The 16,746-nt window shown below is 36.7% G+C and carries 11 protein-coding genes and 1 riboswitch; of the genes, 10 read left to right on the plus strand and 1 reads right to left on the minus strand.

Features of this window, described 5'->3' with window-relative positions:
• Positions 1–14 precede the first annotated feature (14 nt).
• From Q4G98_RS00165 to cobN, 8 genes are all read left to right on the plus strand, one after another.
• Entirely contained in the window at positions 15–914 is a 900-nt protein-coding gene (locus tag Q4G98_RS00165; RefSeq protein ID WP_298564699.1) for a hypothetical protein, read from the plus strand.
• Complete coding sequence (locus Q4G98_RS00170) at positions 901–1,857, plus strand: 4Fe-4S binding protein (RefSeq protein ID WP_298564700.1); 957 nt, start codon at positions 901–903, stop codon at positions 1,855–1,857. Before Q4G98_RS00165 ends, Q4G98_RS00170 begins: the two co-directional genes overlap by 14 nt.
• Positions 1,850–3,091: a 2-hydroxyacyl-CoA dehydratase subunit D gene (locus Q4G98_RS00175; protein ID WP_298564701.1), complete on the plus strand. Its 1,242-nt coding sequence runs from the start codon at positions 1,850–1,852 to the stop codon at positions 3,089–3,091. Before Q4G98_RS00170 ends, Q4G98_RS00175 begins: the two co-directional genes overlap by 8 nt.
• A 12-nt stretch (positions 3,092–3,103) precedes the next feature.
• Positions 3,104–3,871: an acyl-CoA dehydratase activase gene (locus Q4G98_RS00180; RefSeq protein WP_298564703.1), complete on the plus strand. Its 768-nt coding sequence runs from the start codon at positions 3,104–3,106 to the stop codon at positions 3,869–3,871.
• Positions 3,872–3,890: 19 nt separating this feature from the next.
• Positions 3,891–5,177, plus strand: coding sequence for a nitrogenase component 1 (locus tag Q4G98_RS00185; RefSeq protein WP_298564704.1), 1,287 nt, complete (start codon positions 3,891–3,893; stop codon positions 5,175–5,177).
• Entirely contained in the window at positions 5,167–6,471 is a 1,305-nt protein-coding gene (locus Q4G98_RS00190) for a nitrogenase component 1 (protein ID WP_293718053.1), read from the plus strand. Before Q4G98_RS00185 ends, Q4G98_RS00190 begins: the two co-directional genes overlap by 11 nt.
• Positions 6,465–7,436 carry an ABC transporter substrate-binding protein gene (locus Q4G98_RS00195; protein WP_298563927.1) on the plus strand — a complete coding sequence of 324 codons (972 nt, stop codon included), beginning with the start codon at positions 6,465–6,467 and terminating at the stop codon, positions 7,434–7,436. The genes Q4G98_RS00190 and Q4G98_RS00195 overlap by 7 nt, the downstream gene beginning before the upstream one ends.
• Before the next feature lie 142 nt (positions 7,437–7,578).
• On the plus strand, positions 7,579–11,280 hold the full coding sequence (gene cobN / locus Q4G98_RS00200) for a cobaltochelatase subunit CobN (RefSeq protein ID WP_298563929.1): 3,702 nt from the start codon (positions 7,579–7,581) through the stop codon (positions 11,278–11,280).
• Positions 11,281–11,313: 33 nt separating this feature from the next.
• Here cobN and Q4G98_RS00205 read toward each other — a convergent pair whose 3' ends face one another.
• Entirely contained in the window at positions 11,314–12,156 is an 843-nt protein-coding gene (locus tag Q4G98_RS00205; protein WP_298563931.1) for a MerR family transcriptional regulator, read from the minus strand.
• 151 nt (positions 12,157–12,307) lie between these two features.
• Positions 12,308–12,481, plus strand: a riboswitch (cobalamin riboswitch).
• A 287-nt stretch (positions 12,482–12,768) separates the two neighbouring features.
• Between Q4G98_RS00205 and Q4G98_RS00210 the strand changes: the two genes are divergently transcribed.
• Together Q4G98_RS00210 and Q4G98_RS00215 are read left to right on the plus strand one after the other, a co-directional pair.
• A complete protein-coding gene (locus Q4G98_RS00210; RefSeq protein WP_298563933.1) occupies positions 12,769–14,526 on the plus strand; it encodes a TonB-dependent siderophore receptor in 1,758 nt (585 codons plus the stop codon).
• Between the two features lie 174 nt (positions 14,527–14,700).
• The gene (locus Q4G98_RS00215; RefSeq protein WP_298563935.1) at positions 14,701–16,635 is read left to right on the plus strand and encodes a TonB-dependent siderophore receptor; all 1,935 of its coding nucleotides are present in this window, start codon (positions 14,701–14,703) and stop codon (positions 16,633–16,635) included.
• Positions 16,636–16,746: the final 111 nt, after the last annotated feature.

The raw sequence follows: 16,746 nt of genomic DNA on the forward strand, positions 1-16,746 counted from the left end.
AAGTTGGTGAGCAGATGGTAAAGAAGGTTAGCTTGTGTGACGGACAGCAGGGCTTGTTTTGCTGTATTCTTTTGATCATGGGTATTTTTATAACGGTTTGCAGCAGTGCTTTGGCAGCAGAAAACTATATTTGGCTGCAGCAGGGCGATATTAAATATACTAATGATGGTTCAGCTTTTTGTGAAGTTATCCTGAAACAGGGGAATACAGATCTTCAGGTAATGGATAAAGATATTATAGCCGCACAATGTCTGTATCGATTTCGTCGTGGCCATAATGGCGAGAAAACAGAAGAGCTGCAGGCTGAAAATATCGGCGGGAAAACTGTTTTTAAAGTAGCCGCGCCAGTCAGTACTTCCTGTAATGTTTTAGTAAAACTTTCTTATCAGGGAAAATACTATACGGCCCAAAGCAACTTTTCTCTTTATGGCGACAGTTGGAACAAAAAAAATTTTACTGATTCTGAGCCTGCTGTAATCAAATTGATCGTGCCTCGATTTGAAATGGACTATAATTATTATCCGCAAACTGGACAGAAGCTGTTCTTTAAATATATTGCCGCCAGTAAAACAGGACTTGCTGAAACAGAAAAAGAAGTCACAGTTCTGATTGATGGACAAAAACAGACTGAAAGATTGAAACCAGATGCTGATGGAGCCTTTACCTATACGGCAGCTAAAGCGGCTGCGTTAACGGTTACGCCTGATAACAGAGCCAAAAGTACGATATTTATTATTCAAGATGAAGAAAATGGCGCTAAAATTACCAGCACATTAAACATAAATGTTTATGATTCGCGTTATGGCTATCTGGATATTAAGCAGGGAATAATATTATTTTTGGCGGTAAGCGCTATTAGTGCAGCCGGAATTTGGTTCTATTTAAGGAGGCCTTTTGGAAATGCTTATAAATAAGATGCGTTTATCAGTGCAGGCCTTTAGTTTTTTCATTTTGACCTATGGCGGTAGGTTTGGTGTTAATCTTGGATATGCACTGCCCTGTTTTGCCTGTCCATATGTTGCAGGCTGCGGTGGTTACTGCTTTTTAATGTTTTTTCAAAGAGTGGGAATTTTTGGAATTGCCGCTTATGACAGGATGTTTACTTATATTGGCTTGCAAAATTTATTGTGGTTTCTTGTTTTTGCACTTTCCGTCATCCTTCTTTCAAAATTTTGGTGCGGATGGATATGTCCATTTGGCAGCTTATTAGATGTTTTGAGTACGCTGCGCAAAAAAATTGGAATCAGGGAAATCGAATTCTCGTGGACCATACGCACAATGATTAAACCGATAAAATATATTTTTTTAGCAATTATTTTAGTTGTACCGCTTTTGATTGCCTTTTTGGGACTTTCTAGTGATTTTTATATTCTGTTTTGCAAAATTTGTCCGGCTCGACCGATTATGCCGCTGTTTGCAGGGGATATAAGAAGGTTTGGACTTGAATACAGCAACTTGTCAACACTGACTATTTCAATAATCAGCATATCGTTTGCAGCGATTACAATTATAGGTAGTTTTTTTAAAGACAGATTTTTTTGTATGGTCTGTCCGATGCTGCCGCTGATTCAGTTATTTGATAAATTGAGCCCTGTACGGTTTACAAAATGGGCTGATGGCTGCAGTGGGTGTGGAAATTGTCAAAGGGTGTGCCCTATGGATATACGGGAAGTTCACTTGGAAAAAAAGAACAGGCAGGTAATGACTGAGGACTGCATTTTATGTACCCAGTGTATGCAGGCTTGCCCTGAAAATAATGTTTTAAAACTGAGCTTTTTAGATAAAAATATTTTTATTTCTTCCAGGGATTATTTTATTAAGAAATTTAAGAAAGCAGTTGGTAAAAAAAATGAATAATACTCCAAACCTTGTGGACGAACGGAAAAAAAGGCGTTATGAGAAAGTATTGCAAAAGACAGAAGAAGAATATTTACAGGAAATTGCAATACTGAAAAACCGTGATGATTTTTTCGGTGAATATGAATATTTTTTACAGCTGCTTGCGAGTCCTTTTTCGGCACAAAAACTCCAAGCGCGAGTAAATAAACAATTAGCCGGTATCTTTTGTATTCAGGCTCCGTTTGAACTTTTTGATGCTTTTGATCTGCATCCTGTCAAGCTATGTGGCGGGTCTCATACGGTGCAGCGTCTGGCAGCATCTTATCTGCCAGTACTGATGTGCCCGATGCTTAAATCATTTATGGGCAACTTTGATTTGCAGCAGGAAAGTTTTGCTGATTATAAAGCTGTTGTTTTGCCGACTACCTGTGACTGGGTTGTAAAATTACCGGAAATCATGCGGCAGGAAGCAGATAATATCCATTATTTGGAATTACCGCATTTAAAAGAAACAGAAAAAAGCCAAAACAGATGGCTTGAAGAAATATTCTGTTTGAAACAGCTTTTAGAACAAATAACAGGACAAAAACTTAAACCGAAAAAATTGCAGGATTCTATCAATAAAGTTATGAACGTCTGGGTCATACTGGATGAATTGACTAAATTAAAACGACGTGGTCAATTATCAGGGGTCTGGTACACCGCCATAACCAATACTTTTATGCTTGACAAGCTGGAAGTTTGGACAGAACATGTAACTAAAATCATAGAAAAACTGCAACAGCAGAAAATACAGGAAAATGATAATAGAGTATTTGTTGCCGGTTCACCTGTCATATTCCCAAATTTAAAACTTTTGCAGCTTATTGAACAGGCTGGTATAAAGGTTGCTGCTGATGATATTTGTTCTTCTGAGAGAATTATGCCGGGTGGAATAATTTATAATGATACTTCTGAATATGGAATGTTGAGAGCGATTGCCGAAAGGTATCATAAGGCTTGTGTCTGTCCTACCTTTGCTGACAATTCAAGACGTGTGAACAATATAATTGCAACAGCAAAGGAATTCAATATAAAAGGGGTAATCTTTAATTTGTTAAAAGGCTGCCATCCATACGATATTGAAGCAATAACGATAGAACGGAAATTAAAAGAACATGGCCTGAAATTTATAAAGATAGAAACAGATTATGGAAAAGAGGACAGCCAGAATATTTTAACGAGGCTAGAAGCTTTTAAACAGACATTATAAGGAGGTTTATAAATGCAGTATTCAGTTGGTGTAGATTTGGGAAGCACCGCCATAAAAGTAGCGTTTGTTAAAAATAATATATTTGCCTGGTATAAAGCGGTACCTACTGCTCCAGGGCAGGAAGCTTTAGCTAGTAGAGTCATCGAAGAAGGTATGCAGGAGCTTAAGATCTCTGCTGGAGATATTTTTGGGATTGCTGCTACAGGATATGGTAAAAATCTTATCAGCAGTGCTGATAAAATAATTGATGAAGTTTCGGCTAATGCTCTTGGAATCTATTTATTAAGTGGGAGTACAGCCAGAGTAATTATTAACATCGGTGGTCAGGATATTAAAATAATAAAATTGGACGATAACGGAAAATTAGCAGAATTTAAAATGAATGATAAATGTGCAGCTGGAACCGGTCGCTTTTTTGAAATGGCGGCCAGAATATTGGATACTTCAATTTATGAATTTGCGGCATTATCTGAACAGGCTGCGTCTGCTGCAGCGATAAATAGTACCTGTGTTGTATTTGCTGAAAGCGAGATTGTTTCACTTTTAGCCAAAGGAACACCAAAAGAAGCGATCATAAAAGGCTTACACGAGTCTATTGCAAGACGTATAGCTGGAATGATGGGCACGGAAAATGTTGAAGAAGTATATTTAGATGGAGGTTCAGCCAATAACACGGCTTTAGCGGAAGCCATTGAAGAAGAATTATTTACGGATGTAAATGTTTTAGAACATCCTCAATTTACAGTTGCATTTGGAGCTGCCTGTTCATTGAGAGAATAAAATTTTCGGAGGCGGATATATGATCAGACAATCCGAACGCAAGAGCCAGGTTTATTGCAACTTGGGAAGCGCGTATTTAGCGGTAGCATGTAATCCTGGTGCAATTGTTGTTTTGCATACACCCAAAGCCTGTTCGCATCTGGCATTAAGCAGCTTTTGGAATATCAGACGTCGGGCTTTTTTGCGTGATCCAAAACTTCCTCTGCCCGATTATAATAATCTTTTTGTAACTGGTATTTCAGATAAAGAAGCAATTTTTGGCGGCGAGAAGATTTTGCGTAAATGTCTGCTTGATATTATAAAATTACCCAATGTACAGTATATAGTGGTAGTTGCAGGCTGCACGGCAGGCGTTATAGGTGATGATGTAGAGTCTGTAGGCAAAGAAGTAGAAACTATTTCTGGAATACCTGTTATCACTGTGCCCGGTGCTGGATTTATGAGTAAACATTATGTAGATAATAATATAAGAATATTGGAATATCTTTTAGAACGTTTTGCTCCTGTTAGAGAAAAGCAGGTAAATCATCCTAAAACAGCAATGATTTTAGGAGAAAATATTGGTACCGGTAATGAGAACAATATAAAGGAAATAAAAAGATTATTGAAAAACTTTGGATTTGAGAAAATATTATTTCCACCGAATGTGATGACAAAACAGGAATTTGAGATGATTGCTGACGTTGATTTGATCATACCGGTAGGTATATCGCATGAGTATTTCAATAAATTACAGGTATATGCGCATAATCTGGCTGTAAGATATAATGCCTATTGTTATCCTTACAATTATCCTATTGGTATAGAGGGGACCTATGAATGGCTGTCAGGATTAGGAAATCTTCTTCAGGAAAATGATTTGGGAAAATATGTTGTAGAGCAGGAAAAGACTGTTATGAAAAATATATTGGAAGAAACCAGAAAAGAACTTCAATGTAAAAAATATGTTCTTGTTATAGGATTTCCACGCAGATTTTTTGATGCAGAAAATCATGTAAAAACATTAAAGTCTGCAGGCCTTGATTTAAAAGCTGTTATTTTTCATAATGATCTTACAAATAAAGAAAAAGAAGAACATAAACTACGTCTGCGTGAATTTACAGAAGCTGCTTTTTATGAAGAAGAAGCAATTTCATATTGGCAGAATAATGTGGATTTTGTTTTAACGACAACAGATCTGATCAATGTCCCGCACCAATTATGTCTTTCAATACATCAGGTTGGTATATGGGGTGTAAAAAATCTTCTCAAAAAAACTATTGCTGCTATTCAAGGCAGTGGCAGGAGGATTATATATGAATACTGATGTAGATCTGAGCAGATGGCTGCCGTGTCAGAGCAGGTGTGAATTGGCCGGCGCCGCATCCTTGTTTTTAAGTATAAAAAACAGCTCGATTTTGATAAATGGACCAAGATGGTGTGCCATGGTTGCTGAAAGAGAGATGGCTGCTGCCGAAAAAAAGTATGAAAAACAAATGTTCTGCTCCGAAGTTAAAGAAGTTGATTTGCTTTATGGTGCTGATGAGGCGATGCAGTCGGCTTTAGACGAAATAAAAAATGAACAGAAACCAGATTTGATTGCGGTGCTTAACAGCTGTTCTGTAAGCCTTATTGGAGATGACTTGAAAGGTATTTGCAAAAGTGCTGATATGGGTTGTCCTGTAATTCCGATGGACAGTGGTGGGTTACGCGGAGAATTTTGGCATGGGTATCAAATTGCCGCGCAAAAACTATTAGAAAGCCTGAATTTAAAAACTGATCGCAAGCGAAAAAACAATAAAGTAAACATCATTGGCTGGTGTACTGCTTATCCTAACTGGTTGGGTGATCTTCTTGAAATAAAGCGAATGCTGCAGAAAATAAATATTGAAGTAGGTATTTGTTTTGGTGCAGATGGCGTTGCGATGAAAGATCTTGAAGAATTACCGGAAGCAGCGCTAAATGTGGTTTTGCATCCTGAGCTGGGGCTTAATGCGGTTGAATTTTTAAAAGAAAGATTAGGGCAGGAATATGTTATTGCACCTATACCGTATGGAATGCAAAATTCATTACAGTGGCTGCAAAAAATTACTGCTGCTCTAAATATGCAACCAGATTTCTCAGCAATTGAAAATGAGATAGCTTATAATCAGGAAAAAATTGACACTGCTATTTTTCAATTGAAAGCAAACAATAAAAATATCTCTTTTGGTAATGCCTATTTATGTCTTACCCAGGGAATGGCTATGGGTATAGTAAAAGCTCTGGTAAGTGAATTCCCTGACTTAAATGATATTTACTTAAGATTGGAAGGGCCGGTTGAAAGTAGCATAATGAGTGAAATATTTTGCCTGACCAGGGAATGGAAAGGTTATTCAGATAAGCATATACGAAAAAATTATCTTGATTTAGTTTTGGGAAATACACAAACAAGAGTTGAAGCAGCGAATTATAAAAATACCGTTTTTATGAATGTTTTGCTGCCATATCAGGGTGTTGTCGTACATGAAAGACCTTATGCCGGTATTACCGGATGGAAGTTTCTGTTGGCAGATATTTTTGATAAGTTTCAGACACTGGCCTATTTAAATCCTGTTGTAGAAGATGATAGAATATGTTAAAAAAGATTTTTGTGCTGTTATGGATAAGCAGTCTTTTATTATCAGGCTGTGCCGCAGATAACTTAGATATTTCCGGTAACAACAGCAAAGTACGGACTATAAGAGATTATGAAGGAACAACAGTCAGAATACCTGAAAAAGCAAAACGTATTTTAACCTTATCCTTAGGCTTTGATGTAATGACTTTAGGCATGGTACAGCCAGAGCGTCTGGTTGCAGTTCATCAGACAGCGCCTGATCCGGGTATATCCTGGATTGTTGAAGAAAGCGAAAAAATACCTGTAAAATTATACCTTTATCCTTTTGAAACAGTTTTGAAATTAAAACCGGACCTTATAATTGCCTCAACATGGACCAAGCCAGAAATGATACAAGGCTATAGAGATCTGGGGTTTAGCGTAATTGTCTGTAAAGGTCCTGATACTGTAGCAGAAGTGAAAAATACTGTTTTGATGATAGCGGATGCTGTTGGAGAACAGGAAGCAGGCATGAACGTAATAAATGAAATGGACAGACAACTCAACGAGATTTCTGCGACACTGCAGAAAAGAACTGATCCTATTCCCGTTGGAATGCTTGTATCGCAGATGACAAGCTACGGAGGCAAGGGCTGTATGTTTGACGAGCTGTGTGGTAAAGCGCGTATTTCTAATGGGATTGCTAAAATGGGCTTATATAATGGACAGTTTGTACCTAAAGAACTTGTAGTGGCATGTGATCCTGATTTTTTTATGGTTTCTGCACCTCGTAAAATGGTAACTGAAGCCAGCCGAAACTTTCAAAAAGAATATTTTAATGATCCTGCGCTGCAGGGGCTTAGAGGCTTAAATAATATAAAGCCTATACCTGATCGGTATTTGTACAGTGCAACACAAAATTGTGTTTATGCGATAAAAGGTATTGCTAATGCTGCTTATGGTAATGTTTTTGATATGAGCAGTGAGAAGCTGATAAAGGGCTATTAAAATAAGTATTTGCAACAAAAGAATCTCTGGTTGTTTTCAGAGATTCTTTTGTTTTGATTGACAATATAATCACTATATAGTTTATCATAGCAATTATCAAAAATAATTAAGTAATATCATGTATGATAATGGAGTGAAATAAATGGCTAAAGTTGTAATTTTAAGTAATACTGATGGTTACTACTCACTGGTAAAAAAATCTCTGAATCGTTTAAAAGAAGAAAATATCATCAAAAATGAATGTGCTGCTTATTTAGTAACTGATGGATGCTTGTGGGACAGCTATTGGCAGCAATTACTGGAAGGAAGCGAAGTCGTCCTTATAGAGTGGATGGGTGTAACACTGGAAACGCCGTATCTTCAAGGTGCGCTCGCTTATCTGCAAAACAAAGGTATCGCATTTAAGATACATGCCGGAGGAGAAGCGGAGGGAAATGCCAGTAATGCTTTTGAAGCAGCTGATCATGTTTTGGCAGCCAAATACGGGGTATACGGAGGTATTGAAAACTTTAAAAATCTCTGGCTCTGGCTTTTATGTCGTTTTTGCAAGGAGGAGTTGGAATATAAACAACCGCAGCAAATGTTGTGGAACGGAATTTATCATCCTGAAGCCGATAAAATATATACTTCGCTGGAAGAATATCAGGAAAATTTCTGCAATCCTGATTATCCGACTATTGGACTTATCTTTTACCGTAACGAATGGCTTCTTGATAATCTGGCCTATCAAAAAGCACTTATAGAAGAGTGTTCTAAACAAAAGGTCAACATTATTGCTGTATTCAGCCATGGTGTAAAAAATCCTGAAATGGGAGCACCGGGACTTGATGAAGCAGTAAATAAATATTTTATTAAAGATGGAAAAACAGTAATTGACTGCTTGATAAATACAATAAAGTTTTCTTTGACAGCGTCTGGGTCAATGGAACTGACAGTATTAAAAAATTTGAACGTACCATTTTTACAAGCGTATACTTTAATGCGTTCTACAGAAGAATGGCAGGATAATATTCAGGGTATGAGCGCTGTTGAAGTTGCAATCAGTATCACTATGCCTGAATTTGATGGAGCACTGCATAGTGTGCCTGTTGCGGGAAAATACAAAGACGCAGACAATATAATTTATTATGTACCCATGTTAAAAAGAATAAAGCGTCTTGTAAGTAAAGCGTCTAAATGGGCAGCATTAAGGCGTAAAGCGAACAAAGATAAAAAAATCGCAATCATCTTCCATAATTATCCGCCTACAAATTCAAACATAGGTACTGCGCTTGGCATGGACTCACCTGAAAGTGTAAGGTTACTTTTGGCTGCTTTAAAGCAGGAAGGATATGCAATAGACCATATTCCTGAAAACAGTAAACTTTTTATGGAAGAGGTAATTGCCTGCGCTACTAACGACAGAAGGTTTATGACCGAAAAGCAAATTCAGGAAGCCATTGGTAAAGTAGGAATAGAAGACTACAGCAAATTATTTGATAATTTACCTCAAGCTGTCAGGGAAAAAATGATTGAAGGATGGGGAGCACCATTAGGTAATGTTTTTAATTATGACGAAAAACTTCTTATACCGGGGCTTGCAAATGGCAATGTAATTATTACAGTTCAGCCGCCACGTGGCTTCGGGGAAGATTGCGGAAAAATTTATCATGACCCTGTAGCCCCGCCTACGCATCACTATCTCGCATTTTATTATTGGCTAAGGGAAATATGGCAGGCTGATGCAGTAATACACGTTGGAACACATGGTTCTGTTGAGTGGCTCCCCGGTAAAGCCGCAGGATTATCTGACGGCTGCTATCCAGATATTTGTCTGGGAGATTTACCTAATTTATATCATTATATAGTTACTGTTATTGGTGAAGGGATACAGGCTAAGAGGCGCAGTGCTGCCTGCCTTGTTGATTACCTTACGCCTCCGATGAGCACCTCTGGGCTTTATGATAATATGGCTGAATTGGAAGCGCTGCTTGACGAATACCTTGATTTTAAAGATAATGAACAGGATAAGCTGGGCAATACTGCGGACCTGATAAGGGAAAAAGCTGCTGAATGTAATCTCAATAATGAAATCAAAGAAGAAAATGACTTTGAAGCATATGTAGGCAAGCTTCATAACTATCTTACAGACATCAAAAACATGCAGATACGTGTAGGATTACATATTTTAGGCGAGCCTCCTGTCGATAAACCTTTGCTGGAATATCTTTTGGCAATGAGCAGGCTCGAAAACGGAACAGTACCTTCTTTAGCCAAAGTTCTTGCTGAGCATTATGGATTTGATTACTATACTTTATTGGAAAACAGCGCGCAAAAAATACCGCAACTTGGCCTGACTTATGGTAAATTAGCAGACAGGATACGTGCTGAAAGTATGACTGTTTTGGAAGCTTTGGCCGCTACGGACTTTAATGCTGATTATGTGCAGGAATTGCTGCAGCTGCAGGATTATGCGTCAATGCCTGATGATTTAAGAGAACAATTTCTAACTGTATGCCGTTATATTTGCAGCGATTTGGTTCCCAATCTTGCTAAAACGGTAGATGAACTGAATAATACTCTTAGAGGATTGAATGGAGAATTTATTGAACCCTCTGTAGCTGGTGCACCTACTAATGGCAGAGCCGATGTACTGCCGACAGGAAGAAATTTTTATGGCGTCGATCCCCAGACCCTGCCAACCAAAGTAGCATGGGAAGTTGGCAAAGCAAGAGCGGAAGGCGTTATTGAAGCATACATTGCTGATGAAGGAAAATATCCTGAAACTATTGGTATGGTCATGGGATCTGATATGCGTACTCATGGTGTAAGCTTTGCACAATTTCTTTATCTGCTTGGAATCAGGCCGATCTGGCAAAAAGGCATCGGCAGGGTAATTGGACTTGAAGCAATGAGCATTACAGAACTTAAGCGGCCGCGTATTGATGCTACAGCAAGAATTACAGGCATGATGCGCGATAGTATGCCCTGTGTAGTAACATTATTGGATAAAGCGGTTAAATTTGCGGCTAGTCTTGACGAAAATGAAGAAATAAATTATATTCGCAAGCATATGAATGAGGATATAGACTACCTTGCACAGCAGGGAATTACTAAAGAAGAAGCTGAAAAGCAGGCTTTACACCGTATTTTTGGTTGTCCGCCAGGGGGGTATGGCGCGGGCGTAGCATATCTTCTGGAAGAAAAAAATTGGGAAAATATCGATGATTTAGCGCAGGTCTATGTACGTTGGGGCGCTCACGTTTATGGTGACGGTGAAAGCGGGTCCTATATGCCTGAGCTTTTTAAACGCCGTTTAAGCAAGATTGATGCTACTGTTATGGGTATAGATAATAGAGAGATAAATTTACTGAGCGCGGATGATTTTAATTCTTATCATGGCGGATTGATAGCAGGTGTGCGCAGCTGCAGCGGAAAAATGCCAAGAACATACTGTGCAGACAGTACAGATCAAAACCATGTGGTTATTCGTACTATCGAAGCAGAAGTAAAAAGGGTTTTCCGCGGCGAGATCATGAATCCAAAGTTTATCAACGGCATGAAAGAACATGGCTACAAAGGTGCTGCTGATATGGGAAACTATGTCGCACATTGCTATCAGTGGGATGCAACTACTGAAGTTATGGATGACTGGATGTATGAAGAACTGGCAGCAAAATACGCACTTGATCCGCAGATACGTCAGTGGATGGAAGAAGTGAATCCCTGGGCTTTGCATAGGATTGCCGAAGTGCTGCTGGAAGCAGAGCAAAGGCAAATGTGGAATGCCAGAGCTGAAACAAAGCGAGAATTACAGAAATTATTATTAGATATTGAAGGTGAAATGGAAGAAAGAGCTGATTAAATAAAACTGGCTGAGACAACGTCTCAGCCAGTTTTATTTATATTCAACCTGTATAGATATCTGATTGATATATTCATCAGGATTTGAGGTGACCCAGTGATTTTTTAAAGGTGAAACATACAGATCTCCGATGATCTGTAAATCATTTTTTTCAGCAAAACTTTTGAATTTCAGCGCGAGTTCTGGAGCCTGATTATAGAAGGTACCTTTAAAGCGTAAAGTAAGATAAAGACCGGAAGGGCGGGTGATACATGATTTAGCCCTGGAATGCGAAGGACCTACTGCCGAAAAAAATGCACAGGCATCGTTTGTATTAGCTTTATCATTACTGAAAAAATTTTCTTTTTTTATGATCCAACCGATATTTTTTTCTTTGAAGTGCTGTTTGGAAAAAGCTTTTTGATTGTGATGAGCCATGATTTCGATTCGTTTTTTCCCGATCCTGGTTTTACTGAGATCACTTATGAAAAAATATTTTTCTTTTTGAAATTCCAAAGTTAGCTGGTTCAGTCTGCTGCTGCGAGTTTTCTCTAATTGAGCGAAAACCGTATTTAAGCTGTTTTTTATTTTCAGGTTTTTTTCAATTATTTCATCGCATTCACGTTCTTTTTCTATTAAAAGTTTATCAAAGTCATCTATATCCCGATTATCTATGTATGCTTTGATTTTAGAAATTGGAATATCCAGTTTACGTAAATTAACAATAACTTCAAGCGTTAGATATTGTTTTAATGAATAATGCCTGTAGCCGTTTTCTGCAATAAATTCTGGCGTCAGCAGATTCATTTTGTCATAATAAAGCAATGTCTGTTTAGGAATGTTAAAGAGGGTAGCCAGTTCACCGGCAGTAAAAAAGCTTTCAGAATTTTTGTTCATAATAGTAATTGCAACTCCATTAAAATATTTAAATAATATTTAATAAAAATTGAAAAATATGTTGACAATATAGTGACTATATAGTTTATTATATCTTCATGTAAGACATTATATCATATAAGCAGCCAAATAAGTAGTAGAGTCTTTTAATAATTGAAAATTAAAAACAGGTGCGTAAGCTTAATAGAGAAATCGGTATAAGCCGATGCGGTCCCGCCGCTGTAAAGATGAGCCTGCTGCAAATGCCACTGGGGAACCCCCTGGGAAGGTGCGGCAAAGGCGTTGAATCTGAGCCAGAAGAACTGCCTGTTTTAACGAAGTAATATTCCTGCGAGCGATGGGAAGGTTGCGCCTTTGTTTTTTACATTGGTGTTTTTATGCCTTTCTCTGTTTTTAGGAGAAAGGCATTTTTACTTGTTGGATCAATTATTTATGCGGCCATGTGAGATTGGGCATAAATGATTTGTTCTATATAATAAAAAGTTGTGAAAGGAAGTTGAGTATGTTGAAAAAGAGTTTGAGTAAAAGTACACTGATGACGGCACTTATAACTGGGAGTGTCATCTGGGGGGGTACACGGTAGGCCACGCTGCTGAAGAACCACAGCACTTTTTGTTAGATGAAATAGTTGTAACGGCAACTCGTACTCCTGTTGAGGCGTTTAAAGCAAATGCTAATATTAGTGTAATTACAAAAAAAGAAATTGAAGAGAGACATTATCAGGATTTGTCTGAGGCATTGCGTATGGTGCCGGGTGTATACATTGGCAATTATAGTGTAGCTGGCTACGACAACAGCAATAATTTGAAAATTAATGGTGCTGATGAAATAGTAGTTCTTGTCGATGGTGTCAAAATAAACAATGTTAATAACAAAATATCTGCTGTAATGCTAAAAAATCTGGATAACGTAGAACGAATTGAAGTGTTAAAAGGTTCTGCATCTACATTGTACGGATCTGATGCAAAAGGTGGCGTTATTAATATCATTACAGCTAAACCTGAGGGAATAAAAACTAAAATTTCTGCTGAATTAGGAAGCTTTAGTACAGAAAATTATGCTATAAACCATCAGGGAAAAGAAAAAGATTGGTCTTGGGATGCATATGTTAGTAAAAATAGGATTGGTGATTTTAAAGATGGTCGTGGAACAACAACCCCAGCCTATTCAAATGCTACGAGTAGCAGTTTTAAAATAACAAAGAAACTCGGAGAGAAGCATGATTTAACAGCTACTTATGATTCATATAAAGCTGATTATAAATATACTGCATTATGGGAACCAAGTTTAAAACCTGGATCGGTAGATAACAGTAATTATAAATTTATTTTAAACAGTAAATTTGATGATACTACTACAAATCAATTATCTTTTATCAATTTAGATTACGATACGGATTTTAATGCCTATTTGACTAAAGTCAGAACTATGAGAATTTCTGATCAATTTACTAAGAATTTTGATGATAAACATATTCTTTCAGCTGGTTTTGAATATAGCCATGATAAAGTTATTACAGCTGATGGTGTAAAAATGATTAATAAAGCAGTATATATTCAAGATCAATTTAATATTACTGATCAATTAAAATTAACTGCTGGAGTTCGACATGATAAAAATTCTGGTTTTGGTAATCATACAACACCAAGTGTAAATTTAGGATACAACTTTAATAATGATAAAACCAATGTTTATGTAAGCTATAGTGAATATTTTATTCCGCCTACTCCAACACATTTGTATAGTGCTAAATATGGAAATCCAAATATAAAGCCAGAAACAGGTGATACCAAAGAAATTGGTATCAATCACAGATTTGATGATACACTAGTTGCTTCAGCACACATGTTCTGGAGAAATTCAAAAGATCGTATTGGTTATGTAGCGCCCAAATATACTAACGTTGGCGATGAAAAAGCAAGAGGTTGGGATGTACAACTGAGGAAACAGTTTAATAAAAATATTTCTACTTTTGTTGGTTATACTCATACAATAGTGGATGCTACTGCTCAAAGAGCAGCTAATGTGGATGGGTATGTTCCAAAAGGTGCATGGAATTTAGGTGTAGATTATGATGAGGGGAAATTTAGTGCATCATTGTTAGGCAAAGGTATTATTGATAGACCTGGCCCACAGACAGCGGATGCTGTTGATAATTTCTTCCCGGCTACGACATATTGGGTTTGGGATTTAGGGTTGAATTATAAAGTGTCTAAAACGATTAAAGCATATGTAAAAGTTAATAATATTTTTGACAAATTCTATGCAGAACATTCTAATGCTAGATATAACTGGAGTAGTAATCCAGATGAACAATGGTGGAGTGCTCCAGGTCGTAACTTCATTGTAGGTATGGAATATACTTTTTAAGTAACATATATTTAGACCGGAGTATTCGCTCCGGTCTAAATATAAATTTTGTTGATTGTTTTTGTTACTTAAAATGTTTATATAATTGTTAGTCCAGGCACGCGTATGGCCATGAAAGGATGGATGCGCACAGCTTTTGACTATATATTTTGATGAATGAAAGGAAGATGTAAATTGTTAAGTAACAAAAAGAGTTTGGCAAAAGTAGTTTTGATGGGCTTGTTAACAAGTACTAATGTCATCTGGGGGGGTACTGCAGTACGCGCTGAAGAACCACAGCAATTTTTATTAGACGAAATGGTTGTTACGGCTAGTAGAATAGAGCAAAAAGAATTTGATACTCAAGCAGATGTAACGGTTATTACAAGAAAAGATTTGGAAGAAAAACATTATACGGATTTGGGAGATGCGTTAAAAGATGTACCTGGTGTAAATTTGCAGAATTACGGTGCCAGTGGAGAGAACTATACCTCTAATAGATTGTATATTAACGGTTCACCCAATATAGTTGTTCTTATTGATGGTATGCGTTCTAACGTAAATGGTTCTGTATCCAGTGTATTATCTCCATCAGAATTTTCTAATCTAGATACAGTGGAACGCATAGAGGTTTTAAAAGGTTCTGCCTCTACATTATATGGTTCTGATGCAGTTGGTGGCGTCATAAATATTATTACCAGAAAAGATAGTAAACCAGGAATAAAAACTTCTGTTAGCGCTATAGGTGGAAGTTATGGTAAGCAAACCTATAGGTTTATGAATAGAGGCAATCAAGACGGCTTCTATTGGATGGCTTCTGCACAGCAAAATAAAATGAACGATTTTAAAGATGGACGTGGTAATAAAGTCATTCACGGAGTTGATTCGAAAACTTATGATATTCAATTAGGTAAGAAGTTTGACGAAAACAGTGAAATCACATTTAAATACAATAAGTATAAATCTGACTACGAAAGACCAGCTAATGGTGGTTTAAAAGAAACAATACGCCAATATGGTCAAAAAGACAATGAAAAATTTAGTTTGCAATGGAACCGTAATTTTAATGACAATTTGTCTAATACAGTTTCTTTATATCGTAACAATAATAAATTAAGAGATAATCACAAAGATTTATCAAAAATTTGGTTGATGGATCTATCTACACTTGGGTTTACAAACCAGATAACTTATAAAAATAAAGATAATACATTAATAGCTGGTTTTGATTTTTATCAGGATCGAGTGAATGATTACAGTTCTACATCAACAACATCTTCTGGAACACAAACTGATAAATATACTGGTAAACATTTAACTAATAGAGCTTATTTTATTCAAGATAATTTTAAATTTGCTAAAAATTGGAATATTACGCCAGGTGTTCGATATACTAGTACATCTCAGTTTGGCAGTAATACTTCTAAAAGTATTACTCTTGGTTATAATGATGGTAAGAGTAATATTTATACAAGCTATAAAGAATTTTTTGTTTCTCCAAATCAATATCAGTTATACAGTAAATATGGTGGATCTGGTCTCAAACCTTCAGAAGGAAGGACCATAGAATTCGGTGTTAATCATAATTTTACAGATGATTTTATTGGTACCTTTAATATTTATAAAACAAAAGCAGATAATATGATAGCTTTTGGAAATGACAGTAAATATCATAATATTTCTAACGAAACAACATATGGTTGGAGCGTGGGTTTAAAGAAATTATTTAGTGATAAATTTTCGACAAATGTCAATTATACTAATATAAGAATTCCAGCCGTTTCTGCCTCTCAAAACGAAAATAGAGATGGTTATCTTCCTAAAGGAGAATTTAACATAGGATTTGATTATACATTAGAAAAGTTCAATACGAATTTAACAGCACGTGGAATTATCAATAGACCAGGTAGGAAAGTTAACGAAGGTAAAGTGCCAAATAATCTTAAAACATTTTGGTTGTTCGACTTAGCACTGAATTATAAAGCTGATAAAAATATAAAAGGTTTTATTAAAGTTAATAATTTATTCGATAAATTCTATACTGACCAACTATATAATATGGATCCCGATGGCAGTTGGTATTCTGCACCTGGCCGTAATTTCCAAATTGGTATGGAATATACTTTTTAAGTAACATATATTTAGACCGGAGTATTCGCTCCGGTCTAAATATAAATTTTGTTGATTGTTTTTGTTACTTAAGATGTTTATATAATTGTTAGTCCAGGCAAGCGTATGGCC

The organism is uncultured Phascolarctobacterium sp., assembly GCF_958349595.1.
In the GTDB taxonomy this organism is placed as follows: domain Bacteria; phylum Bacillota; class Negativicutes; order Acidaminococcales; family Acidaminococcaceae; genus Phascolarctobacterium.

What these genes read in the sequence shown, in the direction of transcription:
- Q4G98_RS00180 (WP_298564703.1), top strand. Translation starts at nt 3,104, where the DNA reads ATGCAGTATTCAGTTGGTGTAGATTTGGGAAGCACCGCCATAAAAGTA.
- Q4G98_RS00175 (WP_298564701.1), top strand. Translation starts at nt 1,850, where the DNA reads ATGAATAATACTCCAAACCTTGTGGACGAACGGAAAAAAAGGCGTTAT.
- cobN (WP_298563929.1), top strand. Translation starts at nt 7,579, where the DNA reads ATGGCTAAAGTTGTAATTTTAAGTAATACTGATGGTTACTACTCACTG.
- Q4G98_RS00165 (WP_298564699.1), top strand. Translation starts at nt 15, where the DNA reads ATGGTAAAGAAGGTTAGCTTGTGTGACGGACAGCAGGGCTTGTTTTGC.
- Q4G98_RS00195 (WP_298563927.1), top strand. Translation starts at nt 6,465, where the DNA reads ATGTTAAAAAAGATTTTTGTGCTGTTATGGATAAGCAGTCTTTTATTA.
- Q4G98_RS00185 (WP_298564704.1), top strand. Translation starts at nt 3,891, where the DNA reads ATGATCAGACAATCCGAACGCAAGAGCCAGGTTTATTGCAACTTGGGA.
- Q4G98_RS00205 (WP_298563931.1), bottom strand. Translation starts at nt 12,156, where the DNA reads ATGAACAAAAATTCTGAAAGCTTTTTTACTGCCGGTGAACTGGCTACC.
- Q4G98_RS00190 (WP_293718053.1), top strand. Translation starts at nt 5,167, where the DNA reads ATGAATACTGATGTAGATCTGAGCAGATGGCTGCCGTGTCAGAGCAGG.
- Q4G98_RS00170 (WP_298564700.1), top strand. Translation starts at nt 901, where the DNA reads ATGCTTATAAATAAGATGCGTTTATCAGTGCAGGCCTTTAGTTTTTTC.